This window comes from Acinetobacter sp. YK3, assembly GCF_001729365.1.
In the GTDB taxonomy this organism is placed as follows: domain Bacteria; phylum Pseudomonadota; class Gammaproteobacteria; order Pseudomonadales; family Moraxellaceae; genus Acinetobacter; species Acinetobacter vivianii.
Genome location: NZ_LZPJ01000088.1, coordinates 43,860 through 60,578, shown reverse-complemented (window position 1 = coordinate 60,578; position 16,719 = coordinate 43,860). Strand labels below are relative to the sequence as shown.

Genomic DNA, 16,719 nt, shown 5'->3' with positions numbered 1-16,719 from the left:
TTTGTTACGTTCAAACTTAGCCTTAGCCATTTTGATTTTCCTCGTTTACGTCGACACCAGTTTAGAGAAAAACAACCCTGAAAAACCTTCTTTATCGACAATCGCCTAAAAAACTAGACACCTAATACTTGAAAAGCAGACTATAATAGCCTGCTTCTTTAAAATCTTGTGGATAAACCACTAAACTGTATATCTGGAGCTCTTATCGAGATTTGAACTCGAGACCTCTCCCTTACCAAGGGAGTGCTCTACCACTGAGCTATAAGAGCGACATCTTCGATGGAGCGGGAGACGAGGATCGAACTCGCGACATGCAGCTTGGAAGGCTGCCACTCTACCAACTGAGTTACTCCCGCATGTTGGTACTACTTCTATCGAAGTTAGATGGTGGTGAGAGAAGGATTCGAACCTTCGAAACTTTCGTAGCAGAGTTACAGTCTGCCCCCTTTGACCGCTCGGGAATCTCACCATATCACACTTACACAGTGCTGTTCTTTACTTTATACTACCACACTTTTAAGATGGTGCCGGCACACGGATTCGAACTGTGGACCTACTGATTACAAGTCAGTTGCTCTACCAACTGAGCTATGCCGGCTCTTTCTTAGTGTTTCGTACGTTTCGTATCGGAACGGTGTGCAGTTTAGCAAAACTTAGAATCGATGCAAGTGCTTTTTTAAAAAAAACCGTTAAAAACTCATAAAATCAATCCGTTTGACGATAATTCAACCGCTTTGATCACTGCGCGAGCTTTTATTTGGGTTTCATTCCACTCAGATTCAGGATTTGAGTCTGCAACAAGCCCTGCTCCAGCCTGCACATAGACCTTTTTATCGCGAATAACACAGGTTCGGATAGCAATCGACATGTCCATTTCCCCATGCCAGCCTAAATAACCAACAGCACCACCAAATACACCACGTTTTACCGGCTCAACTTCGTCAATAATTTCCATGGCACGTATTTTTGGAGCACCAGAAAGCGTCCCTGCTGGAAAAGTGGCTTTAAACACATCTAAAGCATCAATATCATCACGCACCTCACCCTGCACATTGGACACAATATGCATAACATGCGAATAACGCTCGATCACCATACGATCTGTTACTTGTACTTTACCAATCTTGGATACACGCCCCACATCATTACGCCCAAGATCAATCAACATCAGATGCTCAGCAATCTCTTTTTCATCTGCCAATAAATCTTGTTCTAATGCCAGATCTTCTTCCTTGGTTTTACCGCGTGGTCGCGTTCCTGCCAAAGGACGTACTGTCGCAATCCCATTTTCAAGACGAGACAAAATCTCTGGCGATGAACCAACAATATGAAAAGGCTTTTGATCTGTCAGTGTCTGGCCTTGTACCAGAAATAAATAAGGCGATGGATTCAAATGGCGCAATGCACGGTAAACCTGTAAAGCTTCGCCATCAAAGTCAGACACCATACGCTGACCAGGCACCACCTGCATCACATCCCCAGCACAGATGTATTCCTTCACCTTATCCACAGTTTCCAGAAACTTTTCCTTGCCCGTAATCGATTCAAAATGCGGTGCTGTATGTGGTTTTGCTTGCAGACTCACTGGTGTCGCCAGTAATTGTTCTAGCTGATCCAGCTTAGCTTGTGCTTTGTTATAGGCATCTGGCTCATTCACATCAACATGATGGATCAAGAACAAAGTATCTTTTAAATTATCAAAGACAATGACGGTTTGAGACAGCATCAACCATAAATCAGGCAAGGTCACTGGATCAGCAGCAGGTACATTCTTCAGTTTTGGCTCAATATAACGAACGGCGTCATAACCCAAATAACCCACCAGCCCACCGGTAAAACTTGGTAGATCAGGTAGCTCGGTTTTGCTTGGAACTTTAAATTGACTTTGAAAATCACGAATATATTGAAACGGATCTGCACAATCTTGCTGAGTCACCGTACCATCTGCTTGCTGAATGGTTAACACCCCCGCATTGCATGAAAAAACGGTAGACTCACCTAGCCCAATCATGGAATAGCGTGCCCAGTTCTCGCCCCCCTCTACCGATTCAAATAGATAGGCTTGTTTCTGCTCCTTAAAACGTGCAAAAACAGATAACGGGGTTTCAGTATCAGCCAAGCGTTGACGATAAACTGGAATGGTGTTGTAACCTGCTGCTTTTAATTGTTCAAACTGGATTGAAGTTGTCATGAGTTATCTCTTATGGTTTCGATTTATCTGCGTTTCCCTGTTTTAATGCTGCTTTAACCCCGCCATCGAAAAACCATCATCATCCTCACACCTCTTTCCCTATCTGATTTTTTTAAACTAACTCTGCCAGACGATCAACCACTTGCTGTGGCTGGCAGTCATAAATGCTTTCCCCATGATTATAGCCATAGCTGACTACAATACAATCAATACCTGCACGTCTTGCAGCTTCTACATCATTACTTGAATCCCCAATCATCAGGGTTTCAGCTGTAGAAATTCCTTCTTGTTGCACACAATGCAAAAGCGGTAACGGATGCGGTTTACGCTCAGCCAGACTATCCCCACCAACCACCATTTTAAAATAAGGTGCAAGCGCTAAAACATCCAGAATCCCTCGCGCCAGATGTTCAGGCTTATTGGTAACACAGGCCATTGCAATATTATTGGCCTGACAATAATCTAGAAATGGCAGAACACCCTCATAGACTTGTGTATCAACACATAGCTCTTGCGCATACACCTGCATAAAGGTTTTTAACAGCTGCTCTTGCTGTTGAGCATCGACCTGCCCAAACAAATGTGTCAGGACAGCTTCACATAATTTTGCCGCACCCTTACCCACCCAGACTCTAACCTGAGCTTCAGTCACCAGAGGTAGACCCAGTTTTGTCAGACTCAGATTCATGGCACGATATAAGTCAGCAGCCGAATCCACCAGCGTTCCATCCAGATCAAATAACACCAGATGACGACTTTGCAACTGTGCAATAGACATGATATTTCACCCTAAAAATAAAAAAGGCATACCAACGTGGGCATGCCTTGATTGTAGAAGCTTCGCCCGATTATTTAAAGAACAGCCAGGCAATCACAGCTAAAATGATCAATACAATAATTGAAATGAGTCCAACTGAAGCATTCTTCTGTTGCTCTTTCTCTTCAGCCACACGTGAAACAGGTTCTTCAAGTGCAACAGGTTGTGGTTCAGGCACAGCCTGTACCTGCACACCTTCAGGAATTGGTGCTGGTTTTGGAATCGCGACCTGTTGTGGCATCCCATCACGTGTGATTGGTGTTTCGACCGCACGTTCTGCAATACTCGGCATGCCTTGATCATGCGTATTTGCAGTCACAGGCTCTGCTTCAATTTCAGGTAATTCCGTTTCCGCTGCTGGAGCAAGCACCGAGAACACAAAGCTGGCAAATTGCAGAATATCGCCATCATGCAATTCAGTTTCCTGCTCAATGCGTGCATCATTAATAAATGTGCCATTGGACGAGTTTAAATCTTGCACCCACAGCTGTTGATCTTTGAGCAACAGCGCGGCATGACGACGTGAAATATCGGCTGATTGCAACAGAATATCGGCATCCTGATGTCGGCCAACCAACATATCACGCTCAATATTCAGTTCCTGCCCCGTAAATTCACCTGTAATGGCTTGTAATTTCCAAGTCATAGATGCATATCCTTTATAGTTTCCCGCAATCGTAACATTGTGACATAAGCGTTTCTGTGCAGCTACTGTGAAGACGCAGGACGAATCGTGGTTGTCGTTACCGTATTTTTACTACGTTCGGTTTCTTTCACAGGGAGTTGCACGGTTTTCTGCTGCACTTGTGGTTGTTCCACCGCAACAGGTGTCGTCACCACAACTGTTTTTTGAGCTTGCGTCGCAGTCGGAACTTTTTGATAAGGTGAATTTGCCGCAGGCTGCTGGCTATAAATATCTGCAACATTTTCAGGTAATTTGGCAAAATTACCATTCTTGTCCATTGCTAACTGCAAGCTATAAAGCTGATTGTAGCGTTGTTGTGAGATACGTCGAACGTCGTCAGAATCCCCAACAATAGTCGGATGGATAAAGACAAGCAGGTTACGCTTTTCATTACTGCGATTATCCGAACGGAACAGTCGGCCCAAGTACGGAATATCACTCAATATAGGTAAGCCTTGACGTCCTAAAGTCGTGTTGTCTGAGACTAAGCCCCCCAACACAACGGTTTGTCCATGATCTGCCAATACCGAAGTTTTAATTGCACGCTTACTGGTGACCAAATCGGCCGCCTGACCTTTGCTGTTCTGAACGTTAGAGACTTCTTGCTCGACTTCCAAACGGACAGAACCACCCTCACCGATATGCGGAATGACTTTCAAGGTCACCCCGACATCTTTACGCTCAACTGTCGTATAAGGATTAACGCCTGTACTATTTGTGGTGACCGAACCTGTTACAAAAGGAACGTTCTGACCAACCACAATATAGGCTTCTTCATTATCCATGGTCACGATAGAAGGTGTTGAAAGAAGGTTAGACTTGGTATTTTCTTTAAGTGCCTGAATCAATGCACCGTATAACTGACGAGAGCCATTGCTGCCTTCTTTATACTTACCGATACCAATCGATGCACCATCACCTAAAGCGCCTGCCGCACCCGCTGCACCACCGGTTAAATAACCCGCCGCGATTTTTGACAGTCCAGAACCCAAATTGGAAAAGTTAATTAATCCTACGCCACTATTCAGGTCACCCAGTGCCCATTGCACGCCCAACTGATCGGCATCAGTTCCAACCACTTCAATAATCGCCGCTTCAATCATGACTTGCTGACGGCGCGTATCCAGTTGCTGAACCGCAGCATCAATTTCACGCATCAATTGTGGTTCAGCCTTCACCACCAAAGCATTTTGCGCAGGGTCCGCAATAATACTAACGCCACCCTGATTGAAACTGGTAATGCCAGCATTTTGACTATTGCTAGAATTACTATTTAAATTAATCGAAGGTGTTGAAACAGAAGATGATCCCGATGATGAGCCTGAATTCTGATTATTTGAAATCAGGTTATTGATCGAATTTGAACTAGTGTTGCTATTCGATGACGAAGAAGATGAAGAAGAAACTGATTGTCCTGTAACCAGACCTTGTAAAATTTCAGCCAGATTTTTAGCGCTGGCATATTTCAGGCGGAAAACTTTTAAACCACCCAAGCGAGCGGCTGAAGGTACATCCAGCATTTCAATCATTTGACGTAAACGCTTACGTGAATCGGGATCACCCTTAATCAAAATACGATTGGTACGATTATCTGCAACCACACGAACACGCGATCCAATAAAGTCCTTCGATGCGCCTGTCGCACTCATCGTCTCTAGCAAACCAATAATTTCTTCGGCTTGGCTCGACTGCAAGCTGATTGCTTCAATATCATTTTGTCCAGTTCCATCCAGATTACGGACAATATTTTCAAGCTGGTAAATATTGGTAGCACGATCAGAAACAATTAAGGCATTGGTTCCAGCCACGGCAGCAAGATGTGCAAACTGCGGCATTAATGGACGTAATGCAGGAATCAGGTCATTAGGATTGGTATTTTGTAGCCAGATCACACGCGTTACGATCTGGTCACCACCCGCACGATTACGCGCATCGTAAGGAATACCCGAGTTCTTGGCATTGCTGTCTGGTACCAGTTTGATCGTATTTCCCGAAGGAAGTGCCACCACACCATTGACGTTGAGCACGCCCAAGAACAGGTCATAGACCTCATCCTTATTCAGCGGCTTGTTGGAAATAACCGTCACATTGCCACGTACACGTGGATCAACAGCAAAGTTCTTACCTGTAATATCAGCAACTTCATTAATAAATGCTGTTAAGTCCGCATCACGTAGATTGATCTTCCATGTTTGTGCTTGCGCATGGGTACTGATTGTCGCCACCAAAGGTGCTGCGGCAAGTAATGCCCAAAGTGGACGTTGATGATTCAAGAAAGCCATAACCTGCACTTATTCCTAACTGATGTGTGACGTGTGATCACTAAAAACTTTGTTGTATGGTCATCACCTGATCACCACGTTTTATTTCTATTTTGGCATGCCCTTCACGACGTACTTGCTCTAATAATTGTACTTCGTTGAGTCCTTGCCCGACGGTTTGTCCATTGATCGATAAAATACGATCACCCGAACGTAAACCTAAGGTATTTTTTAAATTCGACGGCGTCTTGTCCGATATTTCATAGCCATCCCCACCATTGCTTACACCCATATTTTTCAGATATTGCTCTCGGTTATCCTGCATTTGCTGGATTGCCTGTCCAAGTGCAGATTGAGGTGAATTCTGGGCAGGCGCAGGCGCTGCTGCTGGCGGGACACTCGATCCATTATTTAAAACAGGTGCTGCCGGTTGATATAAACCATTGTCCAATCCTTTGAATTTGACTTCTCGTGTTGCGCCATTACCTTGTCGCAAAATCACATGATCCCAATACACTTCGGAGAGTTGATACGAAGTTGAGCCTACCGTTTCACCTACTCGATAACGTTCAGCTGTATCATTCATTTTAATGACCGCAGAAGACAAGTGATTTGGGTGACCAAGCAATACACCTTGCAACTCCAGATTGACATTATCATCTGCCGAAGCTGCCGCTGGCTCATTAAATAAAGCAAATGAGCTGATGTTTGGAACTTGGGCCTGCTGCGAACCCAATTCCACCCGATCAAACTGCATCGGTTGTGGCGGTGCAACCACCCACCAGAACAATGAAGCTAACTTCCAGCATAACCATAAAATCAATAAAGCCAGAATCAGGCCACTTAACTTATCAAGCTTCTGCCAACGCAATTGTTGCATTTTTTGAGTAATTGCTTTCATCAGAAACCACCCTGCAACAACGGCTGACGTGAACTAATTACATAGGTATCTAGTCCAGCTTTACCCTGATAGGATGGAATATTCAACAACATCCGTTGCGTCAACTGCACATCTAACATCAAGTTGGCATCTAAGCTGAGATTTCCCATTTTCTGGCTACGCTGATCACGAATATCAATCTGGAGTTGGCCGTTCTCATCTTTTATTTCAGCCACCAATGACGGCATATTCATACGGTCTTGACGCTGACCAAAGGTATAGCTCAATGCCCCGCCACCCCAGTTCAATTGACCTTGCGCAGCACTAAACCCTTTTTCTTTTTGATAATTAAATTGTACGTCTTTCAATTGAATAGAATTTTCAGGCCATTGCCAATTGGCAAAATACTTTAATGTTTCAGGAGAAATAGCGCCTTGAAGATCCTTGATCATGATTTTTTGACCTAAACCATAACCGAATACCCCACTGAATTGCGTATTGCCGCTGTGGATATCAAGATTTGCGCCCAGACGTAACAATAACAAATCTAAAGGACGGGTTTTCCAATGAACTGAACCTCGCAGTTGGCCACGTTGCCAATCTGCCTGCCCCTGCCAGATATTGCCGCTGACATTATGTAATATTTGATTATCTTTTGAGAATTTTGCAATTAACCATGTCGCTGGAATTTGTAAAATAATAAAAATTAAAAATGCAAAAATGGCGAAAAGCCACCATCTCCATTGCTTGGTTTTTTTCTTCATTCAACCCTTACCAACATGCAAAATATCATCCTTTTCGAGACACTCGCCCCTGAATGACATTATGCATACTTTTTCAACATCGCCAATTCTCTCATATAAAAAAACCAAGCTTTTTAAGCCTGGCTTTTGAATTAGGATAAAGTCATCGTATGACAAAACGATGACTTTAAAACTTGCTTAGATTAAGAAATCTTCAAGTTTTGCACCTTTTTCTAACTCAGCAACTAACCAACGTGGTTGTTTACCACGGCCAGTCCAAGTTTCTTCAGTATTGCTCTTGTTGCGGTAGCGTGGTTCTACAGCTTTACGCGTTGTTTTCTTACGCTTTTGCTCGCCCACTTCCAACAACTCTTCAACGCTAAAGCCAATGCCTTCAGCAATTGCAACAATTTGATTATAAGCATCTTCAATTGCTTGATCTTTTTTGCTTGCAATCAAAGCTTCTGCTTCTGCTTGTAAACGCTTTAAATCTTCTACCGATAATTCGCTAATATCTGGTTTCATTCGAACCACTCCAACTTAATAAGAAAAAAATATATCACTCAAAATAAAAAAATGAATTTAGAATTCTATTCAATATTAATTTATAAGCGATTAAATAATCAATATAAGAATAGCCCACTTAATCGCATATCAACAATAAAATGGCTTTTTATTTACAATAAAACAAAAAAAGTAGAGTTTTGATATAAAAAATAGATTTTATTAAATTAAATAAAGGACTACACCAAACAACAATTATATTAACGTATTCTTAAATTTCACTAAAAAATTTCTGATTTGCTCATTTATAGGATGGTGCTTTTGAAGTAGCTGTTCTGCAATACGCTCAAAAACACCACATTATGAAATTTCTTATATATTCAAATAAAATAGACATAATTGTCTTTATAATTATTTGTTTGTTATTAATTGATGCCCCACATTTTCTTCTAGCTGAATAATCTTCTGTCTAATCGAATCGGGGATATTGAGTTTGCCTGATGTTACTTTATCTACACAAACCATCACTGCCTCACCAGTGGCAATAATCTGATTCTGGCTTTCACTCCATAATACATAATGCATACGAAAAGCACTATTTCTCAGCTCTTCAATACGCGCACCAATATGTAACACATCGGGATAAAATACAGGTTTTAAATATTTACATTGACTCGAAGCAACCACTGTCAATATCTCCTGATCGAAGATATTTAATGCCATTAAATAGGCAATACGGGCACTTTCCATATAACGATAATACTGCACATTATTGACATGCCCAAAAGCATCCATATCGCCCCAAGCCACAGCCTGCCGATGAATAACAGGATAGACAGACAGTTCTTTCATATTTACACTCATATCTTAAAATTAAGAAAATTTACATCATTTTCAAATATTAAATTTAACTGCTTGATTAAGTCCTGATTATCACCCAGTGTCGACTTAATCCTTAAATAACTCATTAATATATTATCAGGATATAAAGTTAATAACTGCTCTGCCTCTGCCTGACGCTGTGTCGCGGTATAAATATGCCACTTTGCAAAGGCCAGCATTGGAACGCTGGTATAACGCTGTTCCAGTTGAATAATACGCTGCTCAACATAGGCATAATCTGGAATCTGCTTGAGTAATTGCTGCTGAAACCACAAATAAAACACTTCTGGATCGAACTGATCTTGCAATAGATGCAGCGCCAGATCTTCATGTTGCACGCTCATCTCAGGCATGCGCGCCAACAATTTCAACCAAAGCACTTTGCTACTATAAGGGCGCGTTTCAATCTCATCCTGCAACACCAGATAACGCTGTTGTAATGCGGCAAGATCATCTACGGATGCCTGATCAAAATGAATTAATAATTGCTGCAACCATAAATCACGATGTTCTGCATCTAACAAACCATACTGAGTGGTTTGCAAAAATAACCACGGTTCTTGTAGTGCTAGTTTGCCCCACAATGCAGTAATACGCTGTTGATACGCCGTTTCTATTTCAACCAGCCATGGAGAAAGCTGATGCTGTGCCAGAAATTCTAAATGTGTTAGCGCTTTCTCGGTTTCTTTTTGCTCAAGGAAAATATCAATACGCTGCAATTCAGCCAATTCAAAAGCCATCGGTGCAGATTTATCCAGACTTTGCAAGGCGGCTGCATAATCGCCATTTTGATAATCAAATTGAGCATCAATAATATTGCTGAGCAAACCAGACTGGGTAAATACCCGCTCAATAAAAACCTGCTGATCTTTTGAAGCATCTAACAACCAGACAATGCCGAGCTGCTCATAAGGATGTAATTCCTTAAAGTGCAGGATAGTTTCTTTTTTTCTTTGCTCACGAGTGAAATACCGTTTAGCAATTAACCAGCACAATTGCGAGAACAGACTAATTGCAATAAACAGTGCAATCAACCCCCAAACACTGCTCTGGAACTGCCATTCTCGCCAGTAGATATAAACATAGCCATTTCCATAGCCATAACTCAACACAGAAAATAATGCGAAAAGCACCAAAGCCGAGAGAAAATAAATCAACATTAATTGCTTCATGACAGATTATCCCACCAAACCTAAGCTTGTTAATTTCGGTGTTGGCACTGCTTGCTGGTTTAAGATTTTCTCTAAGCGCAGTTTCATTTTCTGGCTATTTTGATCAGGTAACTCTGCAAGTAACTGGATCACTTCCTGAACCGATTTCTGATATTCAGTAAATTGACCTTCATGTAATGCTTGAGATGCCAGCAATAAACGTAACTGTGCTTCTTTCAAAGTAATATTACGGCTCATTAAATCAGGTGATGAGCGTTGAACTTTTTCTAGTTTAAACCAGTGCCACCATGTCGCAATTTCACCTTTTTCAATTGATACTTTCGGGTTTTGAAGATCTTGCACAATCTTTTGATCCAGTTGCTGCAATAATTGATCAAGCTGCTGCTGTTGCTGGGTTTGATTTAAAACAAATTGTTGGATCGCCTGTTTATCCTGCTCTATCGATTTAATCAGACTATCTTGTAACGCGGGTGAAACTGCATATTGCACCACGTGTTGCTGTGCCTGATTCAGTTGTTCCAACGCATAGATAAATTGCTGCTGATCCAGCGCAAACTGCACCAGTTGCATTTGCTGCTTAATCAGGATAATCGGTGAGATGCCCTCAACCGTCATTGGAATTGAACTATGATCTGTAGGCTCAACTACACGATTATTCTGCAACTGACGTTGGACCGCGACAAATTGATCATTCAATAATGCATAACGCTGTTCAGTCTGGGTAAGCTGCTGTTGAAGCTGGGGAACCGTTTGAGAATATTGTGCAACATCGTAACTGAGTTTAGCCAACCACAATAAACTCAGCCCTAATATTAAATAACCAATTTTTCTCATACATGTCCTTGCCAGTCTCTCATGCGTTGAATGATCTCTGATGCAGATAAATTTTCAAGCTGAATAATGTTAAATGCTTTGTTTGTCTGTGTTCTGGTTTTTTCTAATAGTTGTGCCAGCCTTTCCCCCAGTACTAAATAAATCCATGCTCGGGGCGGCTGTTGTTGTTCACACATCTGCTGCCAGTAATTCCAGCTCGCTTCGCTACTAATCAGTACCGTAACATGCTGTTGAGGGTTTATCTGGTTTAGAATTTCAGGAAATAGCGCAAAACTTTGTTGGGGACATTGACGGAGATAAAGCACAAAATTGAGTACTTCAATCCCCTGCTGCTGCAATTGCTGCATCATGAATTGTCGTCCACCTAGCCCCCGCCAGAACGCAATTTTCTTTAAATTTTTCTGCTGTTTTAAAATAGGTAAATCCAGCATGCCTTCTGAGTTTTCGACCTCAGGCACATCACTTTGAATATTAAATCGTGCCAGCGCCTGTGCAGTGGTTTGCCCCACTGCAATCCATCGAACATGTTGCAACTGTTCAAGTGTGACACCTGCTTGCTGCAAATATTGCATTCCCACTTCAACAGCGGTTGGGCTGACCACCACAATTGCCTGAACCTGATCAAGCTGCTGATAGAGCTGCTGCAAGCCTTCCGAAAAAGGCTCCGCAACCAGTTCAAGTAAAGGCAAACCCACAACCTGATAGCCCGCCTCGGACAATGCCTGTGTTAGAGCACCCGCACGGTCTTCAGGACGTGTATTGATAAACAGCATTAATACAACGCTTTTAGCAACTCACCCGCACCTTGCGCCAATAAGCGTTGTGCCAGTTGCTCACCCAGTTGCTCAGCCTCGGCTGGTGCGCCAACCAGTTGTTCTTTTAATAAAGTATGTCCGTCGACACTCCCCACGCGTCCTTCGATCTGAAGCTGATCATTGGCTAAAGTGGCATAGCCTGCGATGGGAACCTGACAGCCACCTTCAAGATAAGCATTGAAAGCACGTTCTGCACGAACACAAATCGAGGTTTCTTCATGTTGTAATGGCTGGATCAGTTTTAACAATGCGTCATCATTTGCACGGCATTCCAATCCCAGCGCACCTTGTCCAACTGCTGGCAGACTAAGTACAGGTGCCAGACAATGACGAATACGTTCTGACAAACCTAAACGTTTCAGACCCGCACTCGCCAAGATGATTGCATCATACAAACCATCATCCAGTTTGGATAAACGGGTACCGACATTGCCACGTAGATCAATAATTTCCAGATCGGGACGTTGCTGTAAAATCTGGCATTTACGACGTAGGCTCGAAGTACCGACTTTTGCACCTTGCGGTAACTCATCAAAATGTTGGTATTGATTTGAAACGAATGCATCCAGCGGATCTTCGCGCTCACAAATTACCGCTAAAGTTAGGCCTTCAGGCAAATGCATCGGTACATCTTTCATGGAATGGACGGCTAAATCTGCGCGACCATCGAGCAATGCGGCTTCCAATTCTTTAACAAACAAACCTTTACCACCAATTTTTGCCAGTGGTGTATCAAGAATTTTGTCACCCTGCGTCACAAACTTGACCAGCTCAACCGTTAAATCTGGATAAAGCGCATTTAAACGAGAACGGATATGCTCGGCCTGCCAAAGTGCAAGCGGGCTTTGTCGGGTCGCAATTTTTAAGGTTTTCATAAATTCAAGTGAAGTATTGATCAAAGCAATTGCTCCCAACTTAACTTGATCACCCGAAATTGCAAGTAAAAAATCATAAAGTGATCATTCATTCAGCTGAAAAGTCTCATTTACAATTGATGCATACACTCTCTTAAACTTGGCAAATGACGGCGGCTCACAGATAAACGCTCATCCAGCTCACGTAACCGAACCTGATATTGTCCTGCTGCAACCAGTTCCAGACCTTCAAGATAGTCTAACGACACCAGTGCATTACGGTGAATACGGATAAAGCGGTCTGCGAACTCCAGCTCCAGATCCTTGAGTGTTTCATCAATCAGTACGCTGCCATTTTTATGGCGAACCGTGACATATTTTTGATCCGCTAAAAAATAATATACATTTTCTAATGGAATCAGCTCGACCCCGCGATAAGTCTTCGCAGCAATTTGTTGGCGTTGGGTTTTAGTATCGTACATATCATCTTGTTGTTGTAAGCCAGTCATCTGTGCTTGTGTAAGTTGAGTTAAATGATTGAACACCTGCTGTAGATCTTGTTGTGCAACAGGTTTAAGTAAATATCCTTGTGCTTGAAATTTAAATGCTTCCAATGCATGTTGATCGTATGCTGTACAGAAAATAATGGCCGGACGAGGATTGAGCTGGCTGAGCTGTTCAGCACATTCCAGACCATTCATCCCGGGCATTTGAATATCCAGTAAAACAACATCTGGTGAGTCATTTTCAATATGATTTAACACATCCTGTCCATGATGCGCTGTCGCAATGACTTCATGCCCCATTTGAGTCACTAAACGTGACAAACGCTCTACAGCAAGGGGTTCATCATCAGCAATCAGAACTCTCATCCTTTTCTCCTTGTCACCGTTAACTTCATATCCATCATTTTTATGGTTAACTCGACTTATTATTTTACTTGATCGTGGTAATTTACCACCGTCGTATATAACGACGCTCCCCCGTAAATCTGAAACTTCACCGTTTGCCCATAATAAGCTTTCAGGCGCTGCTTCACATTTTCAATCGCTATACCATTTCCTTTTCTCGATTTTATTGTATCGTGAGAATAAGGGTTAGTAATGACTATAGTGACTTGATTTTGCAATATTTCAACCAATACGCTGATGGTTGATGGCTGCAAAACTTTTTCTACCCCATGAAAAATACTATTCTCCAGCAAAGGTTGCAACGTTAATAACGGGATGGTGACCCGTTTTAATTCAGTTGGCGTTGCCTGTATGTTCCATTCTACATTCAAACGCTCCCCCAAACGCATCTTTTCAATACTTAAATAGTGCTGGCATAAGTCAATTTCTTCCGCCAGACTCACCAACTTCAGCTCCTGAAAGCTGGCACGGAATAATCTGGACAAATTAATCAGCATATTTTCCGCTTTATCAGGATCAATCGCGATCAGACTCACCACACTATTCAGACTGTTAAATAAAAAATGTGGATGAATGCGTGCCTGCATGGCCTGAATACGAGCATTCAATTCACTGTATTGCTGATTCATCCATTGTTCACGCATGTATAAATAGCGCATGCAGAAAGCGCCCAGCAACACTCCATAACCTAAGTGCAAGCTGGTTCCATGAAATAGGATCTCTTCGGAAAATGGCCCAGAACGTGTAGCCCAATATTGCAGAACATTCACTACACAGGTGGTCAACAGGACAATCATTTGCAGCAGGATAAAGCCCAGAACCAGAGCGACCTTTTGACTAAATTTGGCAAAAAAATCCTGAAAATAATCCACCAGCGCCGAAAAAGATAAAATTACCCAGTTAATAAAAAACATATATTGCAGGACACGAATGCCCTCCAAAGCCTGCCATGACCGAGCTTCAGCCAAAGCCAGCACCATCGCCAGCACATTACTTGCTACAATTAATTCTAATAAGTGTTGCCATTGCCCAATTTTCGTAAAAAAATAGGAGCCTGATGGATTCCCCCCCTGACGAGTTTGCGATAACTTCTTACGTCGAGTTTCGGCAACTGTGTTTGGATTTGCTATACTCTTTTTTATTTTACTGAGCCGCCATGACCACATCTTCTCAATCCTCTTCTTCAGCCAGCCCGAATCAAACCTCTGGAATGTGGGGCGGTCGCTTCTCTGAAGCAACTGATGCTTTTGTTGCAGAATTTACCGCATCTGTGCAATTTGACCAACGTTTTTATAAACAAGATATCGCAGGTTCAATTGCGCATGCCACTATGCTTGCGAAAGTAGGTGTACTGACTGAAGCTGAACGTGACGACATTATCCAAGGTTTAAGCACAATTAAAGCTGAAATTGAAGCGGGTAACTTTGAATGGCGTATTGATTTAGAAGATGTTCACATGAACATTGAGTCTCGTTTGACTCAACGTATCGGCATTACTGGTAAAAAACTCCATACAGGCCGTAGTCGAAATGATCAGGTCGCAACTGACATCCGTTTATATTTGCGTGATGAAATCGATGACATCTTAGGCTTATTACTTCGTTTACAAAAAGGCCTCCTCAGTCTGGCAAGTCAAAATACCAATACCATCATGCCTGGCTTTACACATCTACAAACTGCTCAGCCAGTGACATTTGGTCACCACTTACTGGCATGGTTTGAAATGCTGGTACGTGACACAGAGCGTCTGCAAGACTGCCGTAAACGTGTCAATCGCATGCCATTAGGTTCTGCTGCCTTGGCAGGTACGACCTATCCAATTGACCGTGCTTATACTGCTGAATTACTTGGTTTCGAAGCTGTTTCAGAAAACTCTTTAGATGCGGTTTCTGATCGTGATTTTGCCATTGAATTTAATGCTGCGGCATCGTTAATCATGATGCATTTGTCACGTATGTCAGAAGAACTGATTTTATGGACTTCTGCACAATTCAAGTTTGTGAATATTCCTGATCGCTTCTGCACAGGCTCTTCAATCATGCCGCAGAAGAAGAACCCAGATGTACCTGAATTGGTCCGTGGTAAATCAGGTCGTGTATTTGGTGACTTGATCAGCTTATTAACCCTGATGAAAGGTCAGCCATTGGCATATAACAAAGACAACCAAGAAGACAAAGAACCGTTATTTGATGCGATTGATACCGTGCGCGGTTCACTCATGGCTTTCGCAGACATGGTTCCAGCGCTTGTTCCAAATATCGAAATTATGCGTGAAGCAGCACTTCGTGGCTTCTCTACCGCAACCGATCTTGCTGACTACCTTGTGAAAAAAGGCGTAGCATTCCGCGATGCACATGAAATCGTCGGTAAAGCGGTGGCTTTAGGTGTTGCAGAAGAAAAAGATTTATCAGAATTGACGCTTGAACAGTTACAGCAATTCTCTGACTTGATCACCGCAGATGTATTTGATAAAGCATTGACTTTAGAAGCTTCTGTGAATGCTCGTGACCATATTGGTGGAACTTCACCAAAACAGGTTGAAGCTGCGATTGCGCGTGCGCACACTCGCCTAGAACAGTTATATTAATCTCCCTATATCCCTCTTTTACAAAGAGGGACTTTCACTGGATGCCATAATGACTAGACAAGTATTTTGCCGCAAATATAAACAAGAGCTTGAAGGCTTGGACTTCGCACCGTTTCCAGGTGCGAAAGGTCAGGAATTCTTTGAAACTGTTTCAAAGCAGGCATGGCAGGAATGGTTAAAACACCAAACCACGCTTATTAATGAAAAGCGTTTGAATGTGTTTGAACCTGATGCGAAGAAGTTTCTTGAAGAACAGCGTGAAAAGTTCTTCAATAACGATGAAAGTGTAGAAAAAGCAGAAGGTTGGACTGAGCAAAAGTAAGTCATTTTGTCTGTTTCTGCGATAAAAAGAGAGCTATTTTCAGCTCTCTTTTTACGTGACATTTACATAAGTAATAAAGCCTTACAGAGTATACACAGTTGTCTACATGACACCTCAGACGCCTCCGCTTATAGTTGTATTCAGAAGGACAAAGAGATACGTTGATATCTCACGTAACGCATGATATTTCTCTCCCAGACTTTTCCCCCGAAGTCTGGGATTTTTTTATCTATATATCCTGAAAATTAAAAAACCGCTCAT

Annotated in this window: 16 protein-coding genes and 4 tRNA genes; 2 read left to right on the top strand and 18 right to left on the bottom strand. The window is 42.4% G+C overall.

The genetic code is table 11. The annotated features are described in order from the left end of the window. Window positions 1-194: 194 nt before the first annotated feature. The 18 genes from A9Z07_RS09465 to A9Z07_RS09380 all read right to left on the bottom strand — a co-directional run bounded on the left by A9Z07_RS09465 (window position 195) and on the right by A9Z07_RS09380 (window position 14,715). Window positions 195-269 (bottom strand) — tRNA-Thr (locus A9Z07_RS09465). Window positions 270-280: 11 nt separating this feature from the next. Continuing rightward, window positions 281-356: transfer RNA gene (locus tag A9Z07_RS09460), tRNA-Gly, on the bottom strand. Window positions 357-385: 29 nt separating this feature from the next. Then, window positions 386-469: transfer RNA gene (locus A9Z07_RS09455), tRNA-Tyr, on the bottom strand. A gap of 53 nt (window positions 470-522) precedes the next feature. Further along, window positions 523-598: transfer RNA gene (locus A9Z07_RS09450), tRNA-Thr, on the bottom strand. A 99-nt stretch (window positions 599-697) separates the two neighbouring features. After that, entirely contained in the window at window positions 698-2,191 is a 1,494-nt protein-coding gene (gene trpE / locus A9Z07_RS09445) for an anthranilate synthase component I (RefSeq protein ID WP_069578149.1), read from the bottom strand. Between the two features lie 112 nt (window positions 2,192-2,303). Further along, entirely contained in the window at window positions 2,304-2,969 is a 666-nt protein-coding gene (locus A9Z07_RS09440) for a phosphoglycolate phosphatase (RefSeq protein ID WP_062848320.1), read from the bottom strand. A gap of 70 nt (window positions 2,970-3,039) precedes the next feature. After that, window positions 3,040-3,654: an FHA domain-containing protein gene (locus tag A9Z07_RS09435; protein WP_047431885.1), complete on the bottom strand. Its 615-nt coding sequence runs from the start codon at window positions 3,652-3,654 to the stop codon at window positions 3,040-3,042. Between the two features lie 62 nt (window positions 3,655-3,716). After that, complete coding sequence (gene gspD / locus A9Z07_RS09430; protein ID WP_069578145.1) at window positions 3,717-5,975, bottom strand: type II secretion system secretin GspD; 2,259 nt, start codon at window positions 5,973-5,975, stop codon at window positions 3,717-3,719. 40 nt (window positions 5,976-6,015) lie between these two features. After that, window positions 6,016-6,855 carry a type II secretion system protein N gene (locus tag A9Z07_RS09425; protein ID WP_069578140.1) on the bottom strand — a complete coding sequence of 280 codons (840 nt, stop codon included), beginning with the start codon at window positions 6,853-6,855 and terminating at the stop codon, window positions 6,016-6,018. Beyond that, window positions 6,855-7,598, bottom strand: coding sequence for a type II secretion system protein N (gene gspN, locus A9Z07_RS09420; protein WP_004773999.1), 744 nt, complete (start codon window positions 7,596-7,598; stop codon window positions 6,855-6,857). Before gspN ends, A9Z07_RS09425 begins: the two co-directional genes overlap by 1 nt. Window positions 7,599-7,775: 177 nt before the next feature. Then, a complete protein-coding gene (locus A9Z07_RS09415) occupies window positions 7,776-8,102 on the bottom strand; it encodes an H-NS family nucleoid-associated regulatory protein (protein ID WP_004773997.1) in 327 nt (108 codons plus the stop codon). A gap of 390 nt (window positions 8,103-8,492) precedes the next feature. Beyond that, on the bottom strand, window positions 8,493-8,933 hold the full coding sequence (locus tag A9Z07_RS09410; RefSeq protein ID WP_004773995.1) for an acyl-CoA thioesterase: 441 nt from the start codon (window positions 8,931-8,933) through the stop codon (window positions 8,493-8,495). An 8-nt stretch (window positions 8,934-8,941) separates the two neighbouring features. Continuing rightward, window positions 8,942-10,135, bottom strand: a complete 1,194-nt coding sequence (locus tag A9Z07_RS09405) for a hypothetical protein (protein ID WP_062847098.1) — start codon at window positions 10,133-10,135, stop codon at window positions 8,942-8,944. Window positions 10,136-10,141: 6 nt separating this feature from the next. Further along, complete coding sequence (locus tag A9Z07_RS09400) at window positions 10,142-10,969, bottom strand: hypothetical protein (protein WP_069578136.1); 828 nt, start codon at window positions 10,967-10,969, stop codon at window positions 10,142-10,144. After that, window positions 10,966-11,742 (bottom strand): uroporphyrinogen-III synthase, encoded by a 777-nt coding sequence (locus A9Z07_RS09395; RefSeq protein ID WP_069578132.1) that lies wholly within the window; start codon window positions 11,740-11,742, stop codon window positions 10,966-10,968. Before A9Z07_RS09395 ends, A9Z07_RS09400 begins: the two co-directional genes overlap by 4 nt. Next, on the bottom strand, window positions 11,742-12,659 hold the full coding sequence (hemC, locus tag A9Z07_RS09390; RefSeq protein WP_032863816.1) for a hydroxymethylbilane synthase: 918 nt from the start codon (window positions 12,657-12,659) through the stop codon (window positions 11,742-11,744). Before hemC ends, A9Z07_RS09395 begins: the two co-directional genes overlap by 1 nt. Before the next feature lie 110 nt (window positions 12,660-12,769). Next, complete coding sequence (locus A9Z07_RS09385) at window positions 12,770-13,510, bottom strand: LytR/AlgR family response regulator transcription factor (protein ID WP_004773988.1); 741 nt, start codon at window positions 13,508-13,510, stop codon at window positions 12,770-12,772. A gap of 59 nt (window positions 13,511-13,569) precedes the next feature. After that, complete coding sequence (locus tag A9Z07_RS09380; RefSeq protein ID WP_005255549.1) at window positions 13,570-14,715, bottom strand: sensor histidine kinase; 1,146 nt, start codon at window positions 14,713-14,715, stop codon at window positions 13,570-13,572. Between A9Z07_RS09380 and argH the strand changes: the two genes are divergently transcribed. Together argH and A9Z07_RS09370 are read left to right on the top strand one after the other, a co-directional pair. Continuing rightward, window positions 14,706-16,136 (top strand): argininosuccinate lyase, encoded by a 1,431-nt coding sequence (gene argH / locus A9Z07_RS09375; RefSeq protein WP_032810861.1) that lies wholly within the window; start codon window positions 14,706-14,708, stop codon window positions 16,134-16,136. The two genes, A9Z07_RS09380 and argH, sit on opposite strands and share 10 nt — an antisense overlap. A gap of 49 nt (window positions 16,137-16,185) precedes the next feature. Beyond that, window positions 16,186-16,458 (top strand): oxidative damage protection protein, encoded by a 273-nt coding sequence (locus A9Z07_RS09370; RefSeq protein WP_004773983.1) that lies wholly within the window; start codon window positions 16,186-16,188, stop codon window positions 16,456-16,458. Window positions 16,459-16,719: the final 261 nt, after the last annotated feature.